Source organism: Vibrio sp. 3-2(1) (genome assembly GCF_963887575.1).
In the GTDB taxonomy this organism is placed as follows: domain Bacteria; phylum Pseudomonadota; class Gammaproteobacteria; order Enterobacterales; family Vibrionaceae; genus Vibrio; species Vibrio anguillarum.
The window spans coordinates 24,709-47,328 of sequence record NZ_CAWPGB010000007.1; the positions used below are offsets into that span (position 1 = coordinate 24,709).

Here is a 22,620-nt window from a genome sequence, read left to right on the forward strand (position 1 = left end):
GCACACTTACTCTTCGCGGCTAAACAGAGCTTCAATAAATTGCTGCGTTTCAAACGGACGTAAATCGTCAATCCCTTCACCAACCCCAATAAAGCGGATCGGAATTTCAAACTGATCGGCCAGCGCAAAAATAACGCCGCCTTTCGCCGTGCCATCCAGCTTGGTTAAGGTGATCCCAGTCACCGGGGCCACTTCACTAAAGAGTTTGGCTTGGCTGATGGCGTTTTGCCCAGTAGCGGCATCTAACGTCAGCATCACTTCATGCGGCGCTGATTGATCAATTTTTTTCATGACGCGCACAATTTTACGCAACTCTTCCATGAGGTTGCTCTTGTTTTGCAAGCGACCAGCGGTATCGGCAATCACCACATCCACGCCACGTGCTTTGGCGGCCTCAATCGCATCATAAATCACTGATGCGCTGTCTGCGCCAGTGTGCTGGGCAATTACTGGTACGTTGTTACGCTCGCCCCACACCTGCAACTGCTCAACAGCCGCAGCACGAAAAGTATCGCCCGCCGCTAAGATCACTTTTTTACCTTGAGCTTGAAACTGTTTGGCCAACTTACCTATCGTGGTCGTTTTGCCTACACCGTTGACGCCGACCATTAAAATAACGTAGGGCGTTTTTTGGCTATCGATCACTAACGGTTGCTCTACTTTAGCCAAAATGTCGGCCATTTCATCTTTCAGTAAACCGTAGAGTGCCTCTCCATCTTTCAACGCGTGGCGAGAGGCTTTTTCTGTCAGATTGCTGATGATTTTGAGTGTGGTCTCCATCCCAACATCGGCAATCAGCAGTTGCTCTTCCAGCTCTTCAAACAGCTCATCATCAATTTTCTTGCCTTTAAACAGACCAAAGAAACCCGCACCAATATTGGCTTTGGTTCGGCTAAGGCTGCGTTTTAAGCGTGCGAAAAAACTCTCGCTGGGTTTTTCTTGCTCTTGAATTCGTGCTTCTGCTTCTGCTTCTGCTTCTGCTTCTGCTTCTGCTTCTGCTTCTGCTTCTGCTTCTGCTTCTGCTTCTGCTTCTGCTAGCGCAGTGTGTGGCTCTTCGCTGGGTTGAGCAACTGCCGTCGTTTCTTGTTCTTGCTCAGAATCAACTGGTTCTACAAGCGTAGATGGCTCAAGCACTTGTTCTGTTTCGCTGGTTGATTTACTTGATTCTTCGTCACCAAAACCGAGCCAAGAGAGTAATCCACGTTTCTTTTTTTCCGTCATCTGGGGATATCCTAGATCTACCTAACTAACTACGACCCTTTTCTTGAAGGATTATCCCTCGTAAGAAAAAGAAAAATGACAAAGCAGTGAAAACTTTCCAATTAGATTGGTAAACTTTGTCATTATTGAAATTCAATGGCTATACCAAACCCGTTTCGGGTTGGCAGATTGGGTATAGTATCACTTTATTAGCGGTCAAAAAATCTATGGTAAGACGTCGCCAACAAAACTCATCACAAAATAAGCCTTCAACGGGCTTTGTTCGCATTATTAGTGGCTTATGGAGAGGTCGTAAACTGCCTGTTCATGATGCCCAAGGTCTGCGTCCCACGACGGATCGCGTCAAAGAAACTCTTTTTAACTGGTTAGCACAGGAGATCCCTGGTGCACACTGCTTAGATTTATTTGCAGGCTCTGGCAGCCTTGGGTTTGAAGCCGCCTCAAGGCAAGCAGAATCCGTGACGCTGATTGAACTCAACCCGACGGCATTCAAACAGCTTGAACACAATATTGGTGCGCTCAACGCGACCAACTTACGAGCGATAAATAGTGATGCGCTGGCCTTTCTCAAGCAGCAAGGGACGCCTCACCACGTAGTGTTCATCGACCCGCCTTTTCGCCAAGGCTTATTAAGCGAAGCCGTCTCGCTTTTAGAACAAAATGGCTGGCTTGCCGATGAAGCGCTAATTTATATTGAGACGGAAAAAGAATTGGCGCTAGAAGGCATCCCTGCTAATTGGCATCTACACCGTGAGAAAAACGCAGGCCAAGTCAGTTATCGACTATTTGAGAGGAGCTCGGAATGAGAGTGTTACTGGTACTTGCAAAAGCGGCGATTGCTTTTGTTTGGTTGATTCTATTACTGAATATCTTCATGCCGTTCCCCGGTAAAGCGGCGATTGCACTTTATATTATGACGGCATTTTTGTTCATTATGCACGGACTACAAATGCTGATTTTTATCGGTGCGTTTGGTGACAAGATCAGCATGAGCCGTTGGGAAAAATGGTCGATTCTGGTATTTGGAGTCTTCGCGCTGCTCGATATCCGCCGCAAACACATGACGTAAGTTAACGGCATAAAGAAAGCAACATAGGAAAAGCCGCTTCAAGTTCACACGATAGGCGGCTTTTTTATCCCCGAATCACAGCCCCATATAGCTTTTTACGCCATTTAAGAACATTTGCGTTGAGATCATAACTAGCAATAATCCCATCAAACGCTCGACCGCTTTTAAACCACGTTCACCCAGCACTTTGTGGAAGAAACCGTAGAACATCAAAATGATGAAAGTGGCGCCCCACGCGAGCAGTACAGAGGCTGACAGCTCAAGGAGTTTGTCAGGGTGCTGAGTCGAAAGAAGCAGTAAGGCCGCAATCACTGAAGGACCCGCGATCATCGGAATTGCCATCGGTACGATGAAGGGCTCTTCCCCCGCCGCTAATCCAGTAATGCTACCTGCACTAGGGAAAATCATTTTAATCGAGATGAAAGATACCCCTAAAAATTTGTAATATTTTTTTGATATTTATACTACATTCGTTGAGTTTAGACATAAATACTGAACTCACCTTAAATAATCACCACAAAAAGATACCCCTAATAAAATAATATTTAATATTATTAAAGGAGACAATGACATGGGTAAAATTACGATTACTTGTAGAAACCGACAGGTTTCCATTGATGGCTTAAAAGCTATTAAGGTTCGAGTAGTTTCTCTAAACGGTGCAATCCTTGAATCCTTTCTTCGATATCAGGTAATAAAAAACGGTCGCGGTAAAACTTGGCACCACGAAAATGCTCTAGCCATGAGCCTACTCCTAGAATATTGGCAAGCAACATTAGGGGTGTATGGATCACCTAGGCTAATGTTTGAAGCATTTTCTGTAGCAATCCATGGCGGTACCGTTCAAGTCGATGGAACAGACCCAATAGGATTGCGCTGGAAACCGCGTAGCCCACACCACGCGAATAAACTAATTAGATATATTAGTGAGTATTCTGACTGGTTATATGTAGAAACTGGAGAAGAATCTGCATTACTCAATCCTATACGAAGTGCAACCCCCTATGAAAAAATGCTGAATCTCGCAGCGTATCATCATAGAAAGAACAACTCATTTTTGAAGCACACTTACGATGATTCCAAAGCCAGGGAACAAGCAGGGCATGTTCGTGCTATAGCTAAACATCAAGGCCCTAAAAACAAGCAAGTCACTTATACATTCCCAAGAGATAAATCATTGGAAGTGGAGGATAGTTTTATTATCTGTGGTTCAAAAATATCTGACCCTCCTCAAAATCGCCTAGATTTAGCTAAGGTACTTGTTTTTATGCTCATGCGATATGCGGGGTTAAGAATTTCTGAGGTTCCAAATATATACGTTGTAGATATCACCGTAGATCCCGCTAAAAGTGATATGAGCAAAGATAAGAAAATACCACTAGTTAAAGTTCATCACCCTGATAAGGGTTTCGCTCCTGATGAATGGCGCAAAAAATATAATAGACCCGATGCTCGAAGGGCTGAGTATTTGATGACAGAATACAGCATGCTGCCAAGAAACAACCGTAACTCTCCCAAATCATTGTATACAGGCTGGAAAAACCCTGTGCTTATTCCAAATCAGAATTACATGATTGCGTACTTTAATAATACTCAAGCGGCTGAGATGTTTTTGATTTATTGGCAGTTATATTTGAAGTACCAAGCACCTAAGAATCAATCTCATCCCTTTGCATTTTCAAACCTCAAAGACGGCAACCCGTTGTCCTATAAAGCTATAGAAGACGGCCTTAAAAGAGCTGTAGAGAGAGTTGGGCTAATAAGTTCAAAAAGTGAGGGGACTACACCTCACGGCTTACGTCACTTATATAAGGACGACTTAAAAAAGATGAACTTAAGTCGCCATATCATTCAGTCCGTGATGCACCATGGAAGTATCCATTCTCAAGAAGAATACGCTCAACCCTCACATGAAGAAATTAACGCGGAAATGGATAAGGCAGAAAACAAAATTTCAGCATTTATGGAAACAAAAGAAAAACTCAATCGACTCAAGGGGACTTTATGAGCGAGAGATATAAAACACTAAAAGAAGCTTCGGATGCCACTATAGCGCTATTTAAAAGTATAGGCATTAGTTTTCCTACTGTTGACCTATACAAGAAACATTATAAGAAAGACCCTATGCTTCCGATAGATCCTCGCCGCTATGATGACTTTACCACATGGCAAGCATATGCAGGCAAAGCGCAGATGGTGCAGAAATACTCAACAATTGAAGAAGCAATAGCTGCCAATGTTGCCCTATTCAAGAAACTTGGCATAAGTACTCCAACCTATGAGTTATATAAAGAGAATTATAAAAAAGATCCTAGACTCCCATCGGATCCTCGTAGATATGAGAGTTTCAAAACATGGAATGAGTATTTGGGTAAAGGAAAACCTGTTGAAAAGTACCCAACCTATAAAGAAGCCAAAGCTGCTGCAGCCGCGCTTTTTAAGAAACTCGGTATTAATGAGCCAACGGTGGCTCTGTATACTGAGCATTACGAAAAAGATCCAAGGCTACACGCAGACCCACGAGAAGTATTCAAGAAATTCAGATGGATAAATTACCTTGGCAAAAAGGAGCCTATTGGTAAATATAAAACGCTAGAAGAAGCATCGACTGCCATAATTGCACTATTCGAAGAGCTTGGCATAGAAAAGCCAACTAGAGTTTTATACAGAAAACACTACAAAGAAGACCCTAAGTTACCATCTGCGCCAGAGGAGTATTATAGTAAATTTACTACGTTCGCAAAATTCTTTGGTATTGAGCCTATTGAACTGTATCCCACAGTGAAAGAAGCATCTGTTGCTGCAATTAGTATGTTTGAAGAGCTTGGTATCACTAATCCTACTTCAAATGACTATGTGAGAGAATATTGGAACGACCCTCGGCTCCCATCAAATCCTAGACGATACTACGACGACTTTACCTCATACTCTGAGTTTCTTGGTAGAGGAATAGTTGTTGATAAATACCAAACATTTGAAGAAGCAAAAGTGGCAACGGATGTTATTTTCAAAGAACTTGGGATTATTGAACCAACTAGAACACAATATGCGAAGTACTTCAAAAACGATCCGAAGTTACCGAGCAATCCATTTTATACATACCATAAACCAGTTGATTGGCCGTCTTACTTAGGTCGAAAACATTTTTATTCTCGAGAGGTTGCTCTAGTTCGTGCTATTAAGTTGCTTGGTAGTGCTGAAATTACAGAAGATGAATATAGAGCTATTTGTGGTTTAGATGAAAGGCTACCTATACAGGCAGTTGTATACTATGGGTTAAATAGTTGGAGTGAGTTTGTTGGTTTAAATTTTTATGCTACATGGCAGGAGGCATCAGCTTCCGCCTGTAAAATCATACCAGATGAAAAGAAAACCAAGCTTGGATATCAAGAGTACTACAAACAAAATCCGTTGCTTCACAGTAATTTGGACAAGTATTATACAGATTTTCCGGGCTGGGATGCTTTTTATGGGCGTGAGGTTCTAAAAAAGTACTCATTGGAAGAGGCAAGAAAGTTCTGTAGTGATAATAATTTGTGGTCCAGAGACGATTACAAAAAATTGGCTTTAGTTAACAAACAATTGCCCTATGACCCATCGAAGTACTACAAATTTAAGAGTTACAGAGAGTTCCTAGCGATCGAATACTTCAACCTTGCTGAGGTCAAGCTGTACTGCCAAGACAATCGCATCAAAAATATGATTGAGTACAAAAGGCACGCAAGGAGCCACGAAAGATTAAAAGTACATCCAAATTCCATCGATGGATATAAAAATGCTAAAGACATTTTTTGGGAACCCACTGAATATCAACCACTTATTGACGTTGGATTGCCAGTATGGGCGGATTTAGTTAAGGGCTATTGTGAGCGTTTAAAATACAGTGTGCAACAGAATCGCACAAGGTTAGTACACTATCTACTATACACCCTACCGTTCATCCGAAAAATAGGTGCAGTAGATACAGTAGCACCTTTTTTTGAGCGAAAGCAAGAACAGCCATCCATGGAAGATTACATCAATACACTGCCTGAAAGTCAGCGGAATAATAGTCAAAAAAACTTGATTATTGGCTTTCTAAAAGACGTATTCGAACAGGCTTTCTACCTAGAAGATGAGGACACTGGTGAGCGAACTCCAGTCCCAAGTTTTAACTTGTATCGTATCCCTTACTTAAATGTTTCCATTGTTTCAGATTCAGTCGCGGCAGCTGGAACGGCCAAGCCAGAGCTACCATATGAATATGTTGTTAAAGCGAGGTCGCACCTAATACCTGAGTTTGTCGAGGAAGGTGGTGAACAAGTTAGGTGTGAAAACTTTAGGCAACTTACTGTAGGCCACGAACTCAACATCTCTGATTGGTATGACGTTGATGAGTCAGTTATAGATAGAAAAGATCCTGACTGTGTTTGGCGTGTTATAGAAAAAAGCAAGCAAATAAAGGGGCAACGCACCTCGAAAGTTACTGTATATCAAATGTGGTCTCCGGTACGAACTATCGGCCTTTATTGTTTGTTAAACCTCCCTACTCGAGGTCAGCAGATTTTATGGTTAGATTCGGGGGAAGCTGATGAATTCAAACTTATTAACAAAGGTTATAAGTCCATAAATTTGGATGAAAAAGTACAACTTGTTCCTGACTTTGAGTGGGTAAAAAATGATAACCCGCTTGCTGGCAGCCAAAAGAAGCCAAATCTCGGAGTTCTGCATAAGAATGGCGACAATATTGAAATGTTCACCAACACCAATAAAACAGGAAAGCCTTTTGTTTCACCTTACATTCCGACGTGCACTATCCCTTGGATTATAAGACTAAGAGACTGGCAATCTAAATATAATCCGATTAAGGAACCAACACGTTGGACTGAAGTTGATTTTACTACAAACAAGCCGTCAATTTCAGTGCTAAAGCAACGCGGAACCCAATGTTTCTTATTTCGCAATCCGGCGGGTGGAAATCGTAATATAGACACAAGCACTTTTCAGCCAATGAAGCAAAATGTGTTTGGGCGGGCACTTGCTAAAGTGCTCTATGAGATTCAAGAACCTGACTTTCCGTTGGCAGAGAGATCTGCTTCAAGCTACACATCTAAATATACTCCTCATACGATGCGTGTGAGTTTGATTACAGCATTAGTATTGTACGGTGAAGTCCCTTTACATATTCTGATGAAGGTCGTAGGTCATGCTCAAATAATCATGACTTTGCACTACACCAAAATCAAACACCTAGACATAGTTGAAACACTTGATGCTGGTGAGAAAAGGCTTTTGGCAAGGTCACAAGATCAAAAAAATGCTCTCTTGATGGAGGATCGGATTCATAACCATAAAGATGAGTTATTAATCCCTGTATATTCCGCTTTGCATGATCCGGAGTGGCCTAAAGCTTCTATCCAGTTTTTCGATTATGGCCTTTGCCCATATGGATCGACTAGGTGCTCCGACGGTGGGTTGGAGCGGGAAGAAACTAAAAATTCAAAGACGAAAACCGAGTATAACCCCGTTCCTTCTGGGTACTTAGGGTGCCAGAACTGCTTTCGTTGCAGACATTTTGTTACAGGAGCTCCATTTGTTGTGGGATTAATAATCAAAGGTAATGAAATTTCGGAGGCAAAACAGTATGTATCGAACAAGATGCTCCATATTAATGCTGAAATAGAGGCGCTAGATGAGGAGATTTTCTTATTAGAAGATAGCAGTAAAATTGTTCCTCCTGATGTCAAAATGAAACAAAAACGACTAAATAATTTGCTTGAAAGTGAGCAAATCCGTTTAGATATGCTCTCATGTGACTTCCTATCAATATTTAGGCTAGTTGATCAGTCTTTGCAACTTCTCAATCAAGTAGCGTCGATAGATAGTAAAATTCCAATGATTATGAACGCTCCTAAGCTGTCTATAAGCATTAGCGAGGTTTCAAAGCATAGAGCTCTGGCTGAAGTATGTGAAAATGCAGAGATATTCTTATCAGCGAACGCAACGACTGCCCTGCCGCGAAGAAGCCAGAGTCTGGATAAGATGCTATCAAATAACAATATGCAACCACAGCTTTTTAAACTTAGTGAAGAAATGCAATTGCATGTTGGGAACCAGATAACACAACTGATGCTGGCTCGCCTAAACGGATGGGGAAATATTAATCGAGTGCTTGATGGTGAACTTCCATTAGACTTGTTGGGTAGTTCAGACGATTCAGATCTAGTACCACTATCAGAGGATATCAAAGCACTACTAGAAAACTCGATTAAATTGGAGATTAAAACTGATGAACTCATCTAAAAATTATATTCGAGAAGCGTATGAAGCAATCTTGAATAAAGCCAACTCTAATAAATCAAAAAAGAGTTTGGCGCTAATCAATGAAATTTGTTTAGAGCAATTACAATCAGGTGAGAAAAATTTTTCGATTTCAAATATAGGGGCAATATCAACTATCAAGGGAGGTCCAAATACCGGTGCGATTCGTAACAAAACAGGTCATCTGTATAAAGACTTAATTAAAGTCTACGCTGAATCGATTGATAAGCCTAAGCTACCTGTTGCTAAGAGAAATGAGCATGGTTGGGTTGACGATATTGAAAGTTCAACCGCACGTTGGTTAGTTCGTGATTTGATCTCTGATAAGTCCAAACTACTCGCTGAAGTCAACCAATTGAGAGCTGATTTGCTGAATGCTGAAGTCCCAATTCAGCTATATAACAAAGGGGATCTAAGTTCAAAATCACAAACATTTCATCAAAAAACAAATTTTACGATTTCGGAAATAAACTCCCTCAAGTTTTCAATTGACCCTAGTTACCTCAAAATGAAGGAGCTTATAGTTGGGCAGCACGGAAGAATTGAAGACTTAAACACTGGCAAAGTAATTTTTAAACCGGGTTTTGTCCAAGCTATAGAAAAAATTCTAGATGTCTATGGTGAGAGCTATTAATGAGCAGGAGTGGCTAACTTCGGGAACAGAAACAGAAAATAACACCTAAGAATTACGAATTCGTAATGAGCTACGTGTCATGTGGATTAGATGTCGGAAGACAATATAGTTCGTATCCTTGGGGTGACTTGTTCACCCCTTTATTCCTCTCCTACAAGGGAAACGACTATGAGCAAGAAAATGTTATCAGAAAAAGAACTGATTAAGGGCATTGCGCCTGATACTGCCCATACTGATGAACTTGCAACAGTTTCATGGAATGAGCTGGGACTAGAACCGTCAGAAAGCGACTATAAAGCCGCATTGAAGAGAATTGAATCCCTGTTTGATCTGGCTGAACCTAGCACACCTGAAGGTAACGAACTTGAAAAGCTGGTTACTTGGCTTGAAGCGTATGAAGAAGAGCACCATCCATTTTAAGGATGGTGATTTAAACCAGCTCACACCTGACGCACTTCTGTCGGGTAGACGACACCTGTTACCAAGTGCTGCCCTCCTAAGATGTATGGACTCCCTCTCCTCGGAGAATATTAAGCGCTCATATAGTGTTTAAGTGCTTACTTATTTCTAAGGCTAGCTGTACCTTTTCATCTTTACTCATTTTTGAGATCAAGCAAACGAGCTCAGCTGAAATATCATCCTCACAGAAAAAGTAACTTAGTGGTACCCCAAGCTCATCAGCAATCAGCTTAAGCGTGTGGACGTCAGGTGTGTGTTTTCCCTTTTCGTATTGATTCATCCTAGGACTAGCTGAACTTTCATCCATACCTATGCGAACTCCCAACATTTTTTGTGAGAGCTTGGCTTTTTTACGCGCTTCTTTGAGGCGTATTGGGATTGGGTTGTCGAACGACACTTAGGATTCATATCTCTAGGCTCAATGTAACTAAGATTTTCTTAGTTTTACTGATTTATGTATACTAAGCAATCCTTAGTTTTATGGTTTTAGAATAGTCAATGAATCGTTCTCAAAAAATGAATGCGTTTATGCATCAACTGTTGATTGAAAAACAGATGGATAATTTTTCGGTTGTGGAAATTCGAGATGCATTGCTGTTGCTTGAAGGTGTTGATCCCGATCCTGAAGAAGCCCGGAAGTTCATTTATCGTCAAATTTTAGTACTTGAGAAAAAAGGTTGGCTAAGTTGTGAAGGGATCGGAAGGCAAAAAAAGTATTTCCAAACCGAACTCTTTCGAGGACTCGATATAATCTGCCGAGAGAGCTCATCGCCTAAAGTTCGGATTTCCAAACCGTCAACTTCAACCATGGATGGATACTCGGTCTTGATGACAGAGCGTGGTGAACATCAGGGGGAGTTAGAAATTATTCTCGGTGAAATAGAAGAATATCAGTCGTTGAGTCAACGTTTTCCTGAATTGAGTACTCAAATCACACCACTGCTTAAGATAGCGAGAGAACGTTCCGCATTATTACTGGGTAAAATCAATGTATTAACCAATGTACTAACGTCGTTATCAGAAGGATGCGCTCGATGTTAAGAGATTGGCAAAGAGACTGTGCGATGAGAGCGTTAACAAAGTATCAAGGCGAACAGTCTCATTTTTTCTGTCAAGCAACCCCGGGGGCCGGTAAAACTATCCTAGCCGCCGAAATTGCTAAACGCTTATTGGCGGGCAACTTAATTGACTTGGTGTTGTGCTTCTCCCCAACGCTCAGTGTGGCCGACAGTATAAAAAGAACCTTCTCCAAGACATTACATTGTACGTTCAATGGAGGCTTAGGCTCCATTGGGCAATCACTGACCTATCAATCCATTCAATTTTTAAATGATGAATTTTGGCGGATCCTGACTAAATACCGAGTGTTTGTCGTATTTGATGAAATCCATCATTGTTCAGGATCTGAAATGGAAGGCGCGAATGCATGGGGGCAGCAAATACTCTCCAAAGTTCAAGGGCTCGCCACTTATACGTTAGCGCTATCTGGAACGCCATGGCGCTCGGATTCCTTACCGATTGTGATGGCGGAATACAGTGACCCTGATGGCCAACTGCTCGTCGATTATCAATACAGCTTGAAACAGGCGATTGAAGACAGAGTGTGCCGTTCACCAAAGATTGTTTTGGTGGATAACGAACATCTCACCATTACTGGTAGCAAAGAGGTTCAATCGTTTTCTTCTATATTAGAGTTACTGAAACAGACAAAAACGTCATACCAGAGCATCATCCATAATGATGAAGCGATGGAATATCTCCTTGGTTTGGGCTGTAACAAACTGGCGAGTATTCGTCTGGAATCACCCAATGCCGGAGGGTTAGTTGTGGCGGCGTCGGTACAACATGCAAAGAAAATCCAAAAAATATTAGTGACTCAGTTTCATCAATCGGCTGCGATTGTTACCTATCGTCATGATGAGCCGCTGTCTGAAATCAATGCTTACCGTCATGGTAATACCGAGTGGATTGTCAGTGTCGGTATGATTAGTGAGGGGACCGATATCCCAAGATTGCAAGTTTGTTGCCATATCAGCTCAGTGAAAACCGAATTGTACTTTAGGCAAGTACTTGGCCGTATTTTGAGAGTGAACGATGAGCCGAACCAAGAAGCTTGGCTGTTCACTTTTGCAGAGCAAAGCCTTATCGAATATTCCGAACGCATTGAGCAAGATATACCCGAAACCTGTCTGTTTGCGAAAATGGGCCAAAATGAAGCTTTCCATATCGACGGTTCAAATATCCGCTCACTGCAATCGGCCACTTCTGAACAGAGTGACATACTCGTCCCCACTCTGGATTGGAACTCTTCAATTAAAAATGGAACGTCAGTTGATGGCTCAAATGAGCCCTTTGATGAATTACATTTAGGGCGCTTTAAGCAGCGAGTTATAGCTGCATTTGTGTAGTTTTTGACCGATAATGGAGGTGGAGTTTCTACTTTGTTTGGTCTGCAATTAATGATGTATAAAGGTATTATATATCAGTCGGTTACTAAGCTTAAACTTAAATTTCAATTGTACAACAAGATGCTGGGCAAGTTTTTGCCTGTGATTTTTTTGGGTTATCATAGGCAATCCTAAATAATGACAGTACATCATCCCTATGTTTGACAAACAGCGTTCTTATTGTTGTCCATTTTGGAAAGAACCTGCAATTGCGCATCCTGCTATAACCAAAGAGAATGGGATAGAAGCAGTGCCGCACTTAATGTCGCTGAAGCTAACAATTTCAGTTCATCGGGAGCTGCAATTCCAAGTATGCAACCAATGCTTGAACCTGAACTGCCTAAAATGACGATGAAAGAAAGGCTAGAAGCACAAAGTAGGCAAAACCTTGCACAGCGTGAAAAGAATTGGAAATATGTACAAGCCAATAAAGAGCGTTACGCCGCGCAACGAGCGGACCAATTAGCTCGACAAGCTCAAGCTGCTTATGATCTTACAGAGAAAGAATGGAATAAAGATCTAAAGGAAGATTTAAAAGCCTATTTAGAGAAACGACATACACAGGTTTGCATTTTCACTGTCGATGATGCAGCTAAATGCGCGATAAACATTTGGCAGCAAAAAAATATAGATGGTGAAACTATTGGCACTAAAACATTGAAATTGTTAGAAGAGATTCATTCTAAATTTGATATCGGTGTTGGCCTTGTTGCTGCTACAAAAGTAACAAAAGCTCTGGGTGGTTTAGGGGTGACCGTCAAACAATACTTAGATGCTAAAGGCAAGGAAAAAATCATCATATCTAGCCTTTGGAATGATAAAAAAATGCACTATGCAGTTGTTAATGGTTTAAATATAAAGAAAAACCATCCATATCCAATATCTAATCCAACGGTAAAACAATTAGGTGTTTTGGCAAAAGATACTGTGAATGGCTTTAAAAAAGGAGCGGTGTTAAGCATGATTATCTCCGCCGGAATAAACACAAACGAATTAGTATTTAATGATGATTATCATTTAGTTGATTGGTTTGGGCATGTTGGCAGTGATTTTTTCAAAGCTATGACCGTTCTTTCTACTAGTGCTTATGTGGTTAGCTTAACTGTAGGTTTGGGTATTGCTCTACCGATATTAGCAGGTGTTGTCCTGTGGGTTGGTGTTGATTGGGCAATAAATGAAATTTGGGAATCATTTAAAATTGAAGATGCTATCGTTGAAGGATTGAAAAATGCCACAAATAGCGAATAAGCTTATATATTCATACGGTGCATTAGTGAGTTTAATTGGTTTACCCTTTGCACTTTACTTGAGTTTAGAAGACCTTTTGAATGTTTATAAACTTAGTAGTAAAACCATAGAGTTAAGCTATTTTTTTGCTATTTCCCCCATCCTATTTTGGATTCTAAGTATTGTTATCGTAGGCACGTATTCATTATTTTTTAAGACAAGAATGAAGCTTTCACGGCCCATGAGAAAGGCGATAGGCATATACATACCTATCATTGCTGTTTCACTTTCTTTAGCCATGGGTATTTTTCTAAAACCGCTAATGGCCGAACACTTGGTAACTAATGGGTATGCATTGGAAAAAACTATTTCTGCTTCGGCACCATGGCGTTCTGACATTGATGTTTATACACGAAACGGCCAGTAATGATGGAACTAAAAGTACTAAAGCATCAATTGCATTTGTAGGAGGGCAATATGGTTTGTTATAAGTTCTTAAAAGTGTAATACCTACCTTAATAGTTAATCTCTAAGATTACGTGGGTGAACTGAAAGAAAGCATAGTTCTTATAGAAGCAGTGTTTTCTTTGCTGATTGGGATCAAATAGGACAATGTTGGTAAGCTCATTTCTGCCCCATTATCAGCCAGGGTAAATACTCATTCACATCCTATTCACGGGCTTTGCCCTACTAAAAGGGCTCTTCTCCGCTTAGGTGAGCTTGATATTTGGGTAAAAAGTTGAGTGTGTATCGGGAACCGATGTTTGTCTGATCTTCAATTTGAAATAGTCTGTATCTCTCACCCCTCTTGCCCTTCGTCTGAGTAAGCCAATCGAGACATTACCTGCTTCTACCCGAGCGTTAGTCAGTTTGTATTTTCCGTAGTTACAAATACCCACTTTTCTTTCCAATAAAGCATCGGCAAAATTAATTAAGGAAAGTATTCTGGTCGATTTGGCAAGACGACACCAAGCTTCTAGAGCTGCCACCATTGTTTCGTAATCGGGTTCATCCCATATGGCTTGTAGCTGCTCTTTGAGCATGTAAACAACGCACAAAGTCTTGTTGCTCTCAAGTAAGTCATCAAGTCTGTCAGACTGTCTATCATCCAATTTGTGAGCGTTTTTCAGTAGGAGGAAGAGCGTTCCTTTCAACATTTTTTTTTCGTCGTGAGAGCCATTTCTAAAAGCTTTTGCTCTCTCTTTTTTGATTAAGATGCAGTAGTTCTGCATGACATGAAATCGGTCAAAAACAATATCAGCATTGGGAAGCATTTTCCTGACCGCCGACTGGTAAGACTGGCCCATATCCATTGATACTGCTTTGATTCCTGATTTGGTTTCTTCTGATAGTTGCTCAAAGAAGGAGATCAGAACTTCTGCTTTTCGGCCATGTTCAACCCAAATTAAATGCCCAGAGACGAGGTCATAAACAACCGTCATATAATCGTGTCTCTTGGCTCTGGCAACTTCATCGACGCCAATATGAACCAAGTTATTCAGTTTCTCGGGGTCTAATGCTGGTAGGCTTGAACGCAAGTATTCCCTATCGATATTTTTTACTGTTTCCCAGCGGATTCCTAAATGTTGAGAGACGGCATGTATGCTCATATGGCGACATAACCCACTGATGAACTTGCAAAAGCGAGCGGTATAACGACCACCTTTAGCCACATATTCAGTCTCTTCGATCAACCTTCGTCCTTCTTTGTCTCTAGTTTTAGCCAGCTCAACCTCAATCGTACAAGGTCGCCCACTCACAGGTAAATCTTGAAGACGTCTTTTAACGTAGTGATCGACGGTGCAGGAAGTCCCTGATATTGGCTCTTTGACTTTATACCTACGATCTCGACGACAGCGAACGAGTACGCCTTGGGACATTTCTTCTATTGAACAAGATTCAACACACTGGCCTTTAAAGCTAAATAACGAGGAAGACAAAGACGACAAAATAGACTACTGACTTATTTTTAAAATAAGCATTATAAATCATGTAATTATGATGAATGAGCCTGTGCATACAGACTCATGAAAGCGGAGAAGAGCCCTAAAAGTTATCCATCCAATGGTGTTCGTTGTAAATCCCCTGGCTGTATAACGGGGGAAATTCTAAGCAGCTACTGGAGCCGCAATAAACTGTTCACATTCAGAAATCGGTTCTAAAGCTGCTTTGTTTGTTAAACGTAGCTTGAAATTAAGATCGCTAATCCGCGTTGAAACAACACTTTTTGCTCTTAATTTTAGTAACGGGAAAAGATAGTCTTTACCAGAAATTACGTCAAATTTTGAACAATTCATAGTATCGAATCGTTGCTTAATCGCAATAGTTGCCTTACTAACGGTTTGTTCTCCGAATTCTTCAGTCAATTCTTTTTGTAGGTCATCGATACGGTTTCGTAGTTTCTCAGCTGAGATATTTCCGTATTTGTCCGAAATAAATGGTTTAACACCCAAGCCAACAGTCTGGATAGTTGGCTTTAAAACCATAACTGTCGCGTATGTCAAAAACAGCTCGAATAGATGTTCAACGTTATTTACGTTCCACTCAGTAAAATTGAACCTCTCTTCAATTTCATCACGATACAATACTACTTCTTCTTCGTTTAAAACGTCTAATATTGCTTGTTCTTGACAGATCAAATTCTCAAAGCAGTAAAATGGAAATTTATATAATCCATTCTTATTTTTAATCGAATCACCGCTTAGAATAAATAAATCGCCATCTACCACATATAGAGTGGGCCTCGATATTTTAGATATTTTATGTTCATATTGTTTTAAAACTTCTTTTCTTGAACCTAATGGGAATACTTTTCCAACTTTATATTTCCCTGCCAACAGTCTTGAGAACACTGAAGTTAATAACTTCTCATACCCATAGGCGGTGTCTTCTACATAGATATCAATGTCATTAAGATGCTGAAAAAATAAGGCTTTTGTTGTTCTAGCATCTGTACTACGTTGCAACATATTTACTACACCTCTTCATTCTGTCTACAGAAAATTGCCTTATCCACATGATTGGAGACGATTTCAGGTGAGTGTGTAGCTAGAATAAATTGAGTGTTCTTATCGATGCTAAAGATTGTTTCCGTAAACTTCTCTTGCCAACCTAAGTGTAGTGATAGTTCTGGCTCGTCTACAATGAAGACGGACTTTCCGCCGCTACTATTAAAGAATGCGTGCGCAAATATTATCAAGAGTTGACGTTCACCTGAGGACAAACCCTCAATTGTACATTGCTTAGCGTCAGGTCTCATAACTAACAGTTGCCCAACAGCGTTAACTTTTAGTTGTTTGTTAGAGTCCTTATAGAAAACATTTATTGTGTTAATGAAATTATTGATAGGATCAAATAGTTTTTCTAGCTTTGTGTTATGTTCATCAATGATTTCAACTATTTTAGCCATCCTGTCAACTTGCGCTTTATTTAATAGCCATTCAACCGTTAATCCTTTATTAAACGTTTGTAGTTCTTCAAATAATAAATTTACCTTTTCAAAAAAGCTATCTACTTCATCACTAACGGATGAATTTTTCAATCCGATATTTGCCAATGCGTCTTTGATTTCATTACGACGCTGGACAAGACCTTGCTTTTCTCTCCAGTTATTAATTTCATCGTTTGAAGTAGTGTCTAAATCTAAACCATGGTATTGGAATGCCGACATCAAAATACTATCACGCAGTTTGTGAGATTGAGCCTGCTCCAACTCTCTAATTCTTCGATATGTGTTTTGTACTAATAATTCCGTCTCCATTAAACTAGTTCCTAGAGAGCCCGTTATTAGTCGTTTTGCTGCGTTGGTGCTTTTCTTTTTCGTAAGCCACAATTGGCGTTCAAAAAAATAATCATTTAAACCATTTTTTATATCATTCGCACGGCGATCTAATCCAAGAAATATAGGCGCTTTTATTTTTGAGATTCTTTCTATAACTGGTGAATTAACATTTTGTCGAATTAAATCCTGAACCATTTCATCAATTTTTTCATCATGGTGGTTGTAAAAACTTAATTCTTCCTCCGATGGAGCATCGAATATAATTTGTGTTGAAACACCAGTTACACCAAGCAACTTATTAGTTCCTTTTGTTTTACAGTAAATTTTAACTGCTTTTCCTCGATCTTCAAGAGTGATACTAATGTTATCGAATGAGATTTTTAGTAGATCTTTAAAACTTGCTGTTATAAGTGCACTCATTAGTTTTAGTGCTGTAGTCTTACCTGATCCATTCATTCCAATCAGAAAGCTGACATCTTTGTGAAAACTAATGTCAAAATTTAGATATCCAAAGATGTTTTTTCCCTTAAAGCCTTTGACGAGCATTGCAGATTCCTCATTGTTATTTTCACCAGATTGTACTTCTGATATGAAGCAATGAGCAATACAATTGTAAGGGGGTAGTTACCTCATAGCTACGCAAAGTGGCAACAATCCATAAAAGGTCTTAATTGCAAGGCTTGTAGGTGGTTGTCTCATAAATCGTTCGTTTTTTGAGACGCATTTTTTCGAGATCTAGGGCTAGATTACTTGATTGCCGCGTCTCATAAACTCATCTTGTTTATCAAAGTTTCAACTACTCAATAAATACGAGTTAATTGAGAATGATTTGGAGACTTATCGGTTAAATTTGGCACTTTATGCACGTATGAGGTAACTACCCCTTAAGAAGCCGACCACTTGATTTATTTCCATCGATTTAAGCAACAAAGCCAGTACGCACTGTACGAAGGCGTATTAATTGGAAAATTTGCCTTATAAAAAGTTATCCATTAATCGCTAATGTTAGAATTCCTGAAACTCACAATTGTCCAATACCGAGCTAGCTGATGAAACTAGCTCGGTAATATCATTTTGCCAGTTAGGGTAAGGTTCCATATATATTTATAAAAGAATGTATATGGCGGTTTCTAAGGTTTTATCCCCAGATACTTTGCCAACGTAACGCATATAAAGACACCGACCCAGCTCCACATTCCTAGAGCGTTAATCCACATAAAGAATTTAAATTTTCTAGAGTCTGTATTTGCACGATTACGAATAAATGGATACATAAACCAATAATTAAAGCAGCGACTACCAATAGCCCAAGACATTTGATATTGAGGACGCATATAGCCATTGTTGTCATAATATTTATCAAGATTTTTGGCTAATTGCTTATCGATAAAAATAATATGCCTTAGACTTCCTAATGACACAACAGCACTCATGATTACCGCAGGAATAGACCAAACAATCGCATAGGATCCAAAAATTGTTGCAGGAATCATAATCAAAAACTCCCACCAAGCAGCATTAGACATATCTACTCCGTAACCCATTCATAAATAAAGTTAATAGCATCACCAGCAGCCTTGCCTGCCGTTGAGCCTGCAATACCACCTATAGCTCCACCTGTGATAGCTCCACCAATAGCGGCGATAGCTAAAACTGGTGCAGATGCTGTAACTCCAACAATAAGTAATGCGGCGGCTACACCAATAGATCCACCCTGAACTCCTCCGTACCATCCACCGAGAAAACCCGCGACTTCTCTTGTGACAGTCTTTTCACATTGTCCATTATCTTCGATACTGCAAGCAGTATGAATGTTATCTAAACCACTGATTGCGCCAATGGTTAATCCTATGTAACCAAGTCCTCTCGCCGCCTGAATTCCGATTGAAATATTAGCAATTCGCTTACCCAGATTACCGACATAACCTTTTTTCAGAATCTCATCGGCATTGTGTACAACCGACTTGGTTGAAAGTTTTAAGTTACGTTTGACTTGCGTATAAATAGGGAGACTGACACTGCGTTTGGATAACATGGAAAAGGAACCGTCCAGTTTCTTAAACAACTCAGCTCGCTCAGCGGTAAATGAGCCGTAGTTGACACCACCAGTTCGGCTAGCCATTGCTACTTGTGAAACATAGAGGTCGTTGATTTCTAACAAGACGTTATTAACATTTTTTAAATGCTGCTCTACATATGCCGCAGTTGCGCCAACACCAAGTGAAACTTGCGCGTGATAGGTCGTTGGCATACCGTCTTCACTAATTCTCTTATCGAGTTCATAAGAGAAAAGCTCAAAATGACGGTTAAGTGTAGCAATTTCAGCATCAAGAAGCTTCCCCAACTCTTGGCTAGCAATTTTTGCTTCTTCTATGAGTTCGGAAAGCAGATTTTTATCTTTATCTTTTACTGGCTTACTAGACGGTATAACGACAATTTCACCTTTACGAACTGGCTCATTAAGATGTTCATTGCATATTTTAATTAATTGCTTCTGAGATTCAGTTGTTTCGGAACTAAATAGACTAGCCCAAAGCTGAGCTTGAGGTTGAGTTGCTGAGCTTTGCATCCAACCCAGCATAAATTCTTCTGTATTTTTTTGCTGGTCTTGAATTTTTACCCAATTTTTTTCCGATTGTTCTAGTCGTTCTTTACGCTGACGTTCAACTTTTTCTTTTGTCGTTTCTTGAATTGGTTCAGGCTGTAGGGACGATTGAACGCTGGGTACGGAAGTGCCAAGTGGTGCAAAATTGCGAGATTCAGCAGTTTTCAATGCTGCTGAGCTTTTCTCCCACTCACGACGCATGTGGCATGATGAACAAGTACAAGTAATGGGGTCTTTGCAAAAAGGACAACTATAGAGTTTTGTATTATCAAAAATATCGTATATAGGCATGCATTTTATCTGACGTATTAAAGTTGTCTTATCATAACCTCAAAAGTTTACAGGCAAAAATTTGCCCAGTGTTTATGGAGCAATGCGGTCTTAAGTTTTCTAATCTGGTGAGAGTTGATTTGTGTTATTGTTCTAAGAAGCTTTTGTCCAGATGTATGCTGGCGGGGGCATGTAACACGAAAATGCCCCAAAACGTTTCAGGAGCCACTGTATAACCCATAGGATGAGCTAATGAGCAACTACCGAGGAATCCTCAGTAGTTGCAGAATTTGCAACAACTCCTACATGTCCCCAATTGTCCAACAGGCTGTTGGACAAAGATCTAGTATCCAATTGTGCAAGAGGGTCTTGCACAATTGCGAATCAATCTATTTCGTGAATTACTTCTGCCCCAAAGTTGCTTAGACCTTTTACTCATTCGTATTCTGTTCATGAGCTTTGCCCTACTAAAAGTTACCCTTTGTTCTAATGCTATTCGTCGTAAATCCCCGCGTTGTATCACAGGGGTAAATCCTACGTATTTGCAACAAATATGTACCCAATCCAGATTACACATTGACTGAATTATCAATAACTTAGGTGAATAGATAAATCTATGTTATTTCAGACAAACGAGATGCTATCCAGTAAGCACAATTTGTAAGTTTATAAGTTGAATTTTTAGGGGTTTATCTTGTTCCATCAATTTTTAGATTTTCTATACGTTATATTTCAAAGGCGTCTCTCTTCAGCGCGCTGTTTAATGGCTTCTTCCTCCAAATTGATACTACTCACACTAGGTGTTTCCTTCGTTGTGAACATTAGCTACGGGGACTTAAACGTTATTATCGACCCCTACAATTCGTCAATTGGTAGCATGTTAACTAATATCGGTTACATCATAGGAATTGTGATGTTTTCTATTGGTTGCTGCATTGAGATTTACGAACGCGTCAACGGCGAAGCATCTAGCTCAAAACGTTCCAAAAGTATCGATTTACGATCACTGCATAATAGCCCTGCACCTAAATTGTGTGACCAATTTGAAGCAACAATAGATCAGGCGGGCTTGCATGATGACCTGTATTTGGAGCAAAAGGCTAATGAATCAAGTACCGACTGGCTGGCACGTACCCGTGATCAGTTAATAGATTTTAAGCTAAATAAGCTATCTAACATGAACACGCACGAGCCAATGAAACCCTTAGCTTTAGGGTCTTTAGCTCATGTACCACAATGTTTTGTTTTAGGTTTTCTAGCCGGAAATCGTAGGCTCGTAAATTATTATTGTTGGAATAGAGACAATAAGCGCCCTCAAAAAAGCAAATGGGTAGATACACGTGATGCTAGAGATCGCGGAACTCGACTAAAAGACGACGTCACACTCACTTTGAAAGATGGAGTTGAGGCAAGTGATGTTATCAAATGGGGACTATCAATTGAGATCTCTTTTGATAACGACCATGTTAATTTCATGAATAACGCTGGCTTAGATGCTGTTTCAAAATTAGAGGTAGATAACAAGAGCGTTGGCAATTTATTTTCTGAAGTAGCTCAGGTTGAAATTGTGTCAAGTATTAGAAATTATATCAATTCAACTATTCCCTCCTTTCCTAACTTAAAGGAAGTCCACTTAACTATTACTGGTCAAGCTTCATTCATTATGCGTCTTGGTGGTGAATTTGACCAAAACCACTTTCAATTCGTTAAAAAGATCCACCATTTTGACCGAAATTCCCAAAGTTATCCTTGGTGTTTAGTACTCGACTCGATGAGTAACTACTCGATCCAATTCGAAGAGCAATAGTCTATGAAGCATATTAAAGCGTTTAATCATTTATTAAATGATGTGGTTAACCTCAATCAAACAAGACTCAATAAGCTTGAGGTTGCCGTTCCTGCAGTTACTAACATCATTAAAGATTCAGAACAATTTGGTGGTATCTACAAAAACTATTCATCTCAAGGCTCTTATGGTCACCGCACTATTATAAAGCCTGTTGCTGGGCGTGAGTTTGACGCAGATGTTGTAATATTTGTTAGTAAACACGATGAATGGGAGCCCAAAGAGTACATTTCCAACATCTATCAAGTTTTTAAAAAGCACCCTACATATAAGGATAAAGTCCACTATAACACTCGTTGTATTAGCCTGGACTACGCTGATGACATGCATATTGACCTAGTACCCTGCATAGTCGATGACTCTCTAGAGTGGCTCTTGGATACGTATACTTATTCGATCTGCAACCGTTCTACCAACGAATATGAATCTACCGATCCAGAAGCATATAAAGCTTGGATAGCAGATAAAAACAAAACTACTGGCGGCAACAACCTTATAAAAACAATACGTCTATTTAAGTATTTACGAGATATAAAATGTACCTTCTCTTGTAAGTCTATACTTCTAACTACACTTTTAGGCAATCAAGTGATGGATTCTTACGACTCCCTCTCTGATGAATTCAAAGATGTACTGTAGTGGCATAGTGAATTTGGTCACTTAGTTAGAGGTGATATCATCACCTCATAAGTTAACAGGTGACATTATGACAAAACATACAAGACGACTATTTAGCGCAGAATTTAAGTTAGAAGCAGCGC

Annotated in this window: 19 protein-coding genes and 1 pseudogene; 12 read left to right on the forward strand and 8 right to left on the reverse strand. The window is 40.0% G+C overall.

Annotation, left to right across the window (positions count from 1 at the left end):
• Positions 1 to 6: 6 nt before the first annotated feature.
• Positions 7 to 1,221, reverse strand: a complete 1,215-nt coding sequence (gene ftsY / locus AACQ79_RS02070) for a signal recognition particle-docking protein FtsY (protein WP_170899663.1) — start codon at positions 1,219 to 1,221, stop codon at positions 7 to 9.
• 206 nt (positions 1,222 to 1,427) lie between these two features.
• Here ftsY and rsmD point away from each other — a divergent pair, with 206 nt between their 5' ends.
• Positions 1,428 to 2,027, forward strand: a complete 600-nt coding sequence (gene rsmD, locus AACQ79_RS02075; protein WP_026028287.1) for a 16S rRNA (guanine(966)-N(2))-methyltransferase RsmD — start codon at positions 1,428 to 1,430, stop codon at positions 2,025 to 2,027.
• The gene (locus AACQ79_RS02080) at positions 2,024 to 2,290 is read left to right on the forward strand and encodes a DUF1145 domain-containing protein (RefSeq protein WP_013855495.1); all 267 of its coding nucleotides are present in this window, start codon (positions 2,024 to 2,026) and stop codon (positions 2,288 to 2,290) included. The genes rsmD and AACQ79_RS02080 overlap by 4 nt, the downstream gene beginning before the upstream one ends.
• 75 nt (positions 2,291 to 2,365) lie before the next feature.
• Here the strand turns inward: AACQ79_RS02080 and AACQ79_RS02085 are convergent.
• Positions 2,366 to 2,710 (reverse strand): annotated as a pseudogene (locus AACQ79_RS02085) (MarC family protein); the annotation flags it as partial.
• A 151-nt stretch (positions 2,711 to 2,861) separates the two neighbouring features.
• Here AACQ79_RS02085 and gmtY point away from each other — a divergent pair.
• From gmtY to AACQ79_RS02105, 4 genes are all read left to right on the forward strand, one after another.
• Positions 2,862 to 4,298, forward strand: coding sequence for a gamma-mobile-trio recombinase GmtY (gene gmtY / locus AACQ79_RS02090; protein WP_064624129.1), 1,437 nt, complete (start codon positions 2,862 to 2,864; stop codon positions 4,296 to 4,298).
• On the forward strand, positions 4,295 to 8,572 hold the full coding sequence (locus AACQ79_RS02095) for a VPA1269 family protein (protein WP_170899664.1): 4,278 nt from the start codon (positions 4,295 to 4,297) through the stop codon (positions 8,570 to 8,572). The genes gmtY and AACQ79_RS02095 overlap by 4 nt, the downstream gene beginning before the upstream one ends.
• Positions 8,559 to 9,224 (forward strand): gamma-mobile-trio protein GmtX, encoded by a 666-nt coding sequence (gmtX, locus tag AACQ79_RS02100; RefSeq protein WP_064624125.1) that lies wholly within the window; start codon positions 8,559 to 8,561, stop codon positions 9,222 to 9,224. The genes AACQ79_RS02095 and gmtX overlap by 14 nt, the downstream gene beginning before the upstream one ends.
• A gap of 168 nt (positions 9,225 to 9,392) precedes the next feature.
• Positions 9,393 to 9,644 (forward strand): hypothetical protein, encoded by a 252-nt coding sequence (locus tag AACQ79_RS02105; RefSeq protein ID WP_064624122.1) that lies wholly within the window; start codon positions 9,393 to 9,395, stop codon positions 9,642 to 9,644.
• 118 nt (positions 9,645 to 9,762) lie between these two features.
• On the opposite strand, the gene AACQ79_RS02110 is transcribed toward AACQ79_RS02105, so the two are convergent.
• On the reverse strand, positions 9,763 to 10,080 hold the full coding sequence (locus tag AACQ79_RS02110; protein WP_017046120.1) for a helix-turn-helix domain-containing protein: 318 nt from the start codon (positions 10,078 to 10,080) through the stop codon (positions 9,763 to 9,765).
• A 101-nt stretch (positions 10,081 to 10,181) separates the two neighbouring features.
• Between AACQ79_RS02110 and AACQ79_RS02115 the strand changes: the two genes are divergently transcribed.
• The 4 genes from AACQ79_RS02115 to AACQ79_RS02130 all read left to right on the forward strand — a co-directional run bounded on the left by AACQ79_RS02115 (position 10,182) and on the right by AACQ79_RS02130 (position 13,784).
• Positions 10,182 to 10,724: a hypothetical protein gene (locus tag AACQ79_RS02115; protein ID WP_064624120.1), complete on the forward strand. Its 543-nt coding sequence runs from the start codon at positions 10,182 to 10,184 to the stop codon at positions 10,722 to 10,724.
• Positions 10,709 to 12,091, forward strand: coding sequence for a DEAD/DEAH box helicase (locus AACQ79_RS02120; protein WP_064624118.1), 1,383 nt, complete (start codon positions 10,709 to 10,711; stop codon positions 12,089 to 12,091). Before AACQ79_RS02115 ends, AACQ79_RS02120 begins: the two co-directional genes overlap by 16 nt.
• A 360-nt stretch (positions 12,092 to 12,451) precedes the next feature.
• Positions 12,452 to 13,378: a hypothetical protein gene (locus AACQ79_RS02125; RefSeq protein WP_234942203.1), complete on the forward strand. Its 927-nt coding sequence runs from the start codon at positions 12,452 to 12,454 to the stop codon at positions 13,376 to 13,378.
• On the forward strand, positions 13,359 to 13,784 hold the full coding sequence (locus tag AACQ79_RS02130; RefSeq protein ID WP_064624116.1) for a hypothetical protein: 426 nt from the start codon (positions 13,359 to 13,361) through the stop codon (positions 13,782 to 13,784). Before AACQ79_RS02125 ends, AACQ79_RS02130 begins: the two co-directional genes overlap by 20 nt.
• Positions 13,785 to 14,067: 283 nt before the next feature.
• On the opposite strand, the gene AACQ79_RS02135 is transcribed toward AACQ79_RS02130, so the two are convergent.
• From AACQ79_RS02135 to AACQ79_RS02155, 5 genes are all read right to left on the reverse strand, one after another.
• Positions 14,068 to 15,306, reverse strand: coding sequence for an ISL3-like element ISVa10 family transposase (locus tag AACQ79_RS02135; protein WP_418612218.1), 1,239 nt, complete (start codon positions 15,304 to 15,306; stop codon positions 14,068 to 14,070).
• 159 nt (positions 15,307 to 15,465) lie between these two features.
• The gene (locus AACQ79_RS02140) at positions 15,466 to 16,326 is read right to left on the reverse strand and encodes a DUF4435 domain-containing protein (protein WP_170899665.1); all 861 of its coding nucleotides are present in this window, start codon (positions 16,324 to 16,326) and stop codon (positions 15,466 to 15,468) included.
• Positions 16,327 to 16,331: 5 nt separating this feature from the next.
• Positions 16,332 to 17,684, reverse strand: a complete 1,353-nt coding sequence (locus AACQ79_RS02145) for an AAA family ATPase (RefSeq protein WP_170899666.1) — start codon at positions 17,682 to 17,684, stop codon at positions 16,332 to 16,334.
• Between the two features lie 584 nt (positions 17,685 to 18,268).
• Positions 18,269 to 18,664, reverse strand: a complete 396-nt coding sequence (locus tag AACQ79_RS02150; RefSeq protein WP_045591521.1) for a hypothetical protein — start codon at positions 18,662 to 18,664, stop codon at positions 18,269 to 18,271.
• A gap of 2 nt (positions 18,665 to 18,666) precedes the next feature.
• Complete coding sequence (locus tag AACQ79_RS02155; protein WP_170899668.1) at positions 18,667 to 19,944, reverse strand: hypothetical protein; 1,278 nt, start codon at positions 19,942 to 19,944, stop codon at positions 18,667 to 18,669.
• Positions 19,945 to 20,926: 982 nt separating this feature from the next.
• Here AACQ79_RS02155 and AACQ79_RS02160 point away from each other — a divergent pair.
• Both AACQ79_RS02160 and AACQ79_RS02165 read left to right on the forward strand, forming a co-directional pair.
• Positions 20,927 to 21,820, forward strand: a complete 894-nt coding sequence (locus AACQ79_RS02160; protein WP_170899667.1) for an SAVED domain-containing protein — start codon at positions 20,927 to 20,929, stop codon at positions 21,818 to 21,820.
• Between the two features lie 3 nt (positions 21,821 to 21,823).
• A complete protein-coding gene (locus AACQ79_RS02165) occupies positions 21,824 to 22,498 on the forward strand; it encodes an SMODS domain-containing nucleotidyltransferase (RefSeq protein WP_249339223.1) in 675 nt (224 codons plus the stop codon).
• Positions 22,499 to 22,620 lie beyond the last annotated feature (122 nt).